The following is a 1,062-nucleotide window of genomic DNA, read 5'->3' as shown; positions in this document are numbered from 1 at the left end:
GCCTCGCAACACCCGCGATCTGTGGGAGTTGCGAGGACCGTGGGCGTTGAGCGTGGTGATCTTGCGGGGGTGCGGGAGCGTTTCTTTGCGCGGCTGGATGTCGTGGGGAATGTGACCGTGGTGGCGCGTGAGCTGGGGGTGAACCGGAACACCGCTTTCGGCTGGGCCCGGAAGGCCGGACGGACCTCGGTGCGCAGGCCGCACAGGCACCCCCGGCGCGACGAGTACGAGCGGCTTCGGGCCGAGGGTGTCGCCCGCCGGGTGGCGGCCCGGCAGGTCGGCGTGAACGAGCGCACGGCCAAGGACTGGGACTGGGGCGTGAAGAAGACCCGCTCCTCGCGCACCTACGCCGACGGGCGCCGTGTCGACTACACCACCGGGACCGTCACGATGTCCGGTGTGACCACGACACCGGTGGGCCCGACGGCCCTGGAGAAGCAGCTTCACCCGCGGTTCCTGACGCTTGCCGAGCGAGAACGGATCCGCGATCTTCACGCGGCGGGGCAGTCGCTGCGGGCGATCGGACGCGCCCTGGGACGGCCGGCGAGCACGGTCAAGCGGGAGATCGACACGAACTCGGGCCGTGAGGGCTACCAGCCCTACGCCGCCCACCGGGCCGCAGCGGCGCGCAGACCCCGGCCCAAGGACCGCAAGCTGCTGTGCGAGGGACCGTTGCGCCGTTTCGTCCGGGACGGACTGCGCAGGCGGTGGTCACCGGAACAGATCTGCCACGCTCTGCACAAGGAGCATCCCGACGACGAGAGCATGCGGGTGAGCGTGGAGACGGTCTACCAGGCGCTGTATTTCCAGGCCCGCGGCGGCCTGAAGCGGGAGGTCCAGGCCGCGGTCCGTTCCGGCCGGACCCGCCGCAGACCACGCCGGGACCCCGGGCGGCGCGCCCCGCGGTTCATCGACCCGATGGTGATGATCAGCGACCGCCCCGCCGACATCGAGGACCGGGCCGTTCCCGGCCACTGGGAAGGCGACCTGATCATCGGCGCGAACAGCCGCTCCGCGATCGCCACCCTGGTCGAGCGCAGCACCCGCTACACCATGCTGGTC

At 71.4% G+C, this 1,062-nt stretch carries 1 protein-coding gene; it reads left to right on the top strand.

The genetic code is table 11. From position 1 onward, the window contains the following. Positions 1-189: 189 nt before the first annotated feature. Positions 190-1,062, top strand: an 873-nt coding sequence (locus ACFWGZ_RS41290; protein ID WP_382457026.1) for an IS30 family transposase, incomplete at its 3' end; no start/stop codon positions are given.

Source organism: Lentzea sp. NPDC060358 (assembly GCF_042725365.1).
GTDB lineage: Bacteria > Actinomycetota > Actinomycetes > Mycobacteriales > Pseudonocardiaceae > Lentzea.
The sequence above is the reverse complement of the archived record's forward strand: the minus strand, read 5'-3'. Positions and strand labels throughout refer to the sequence as shown.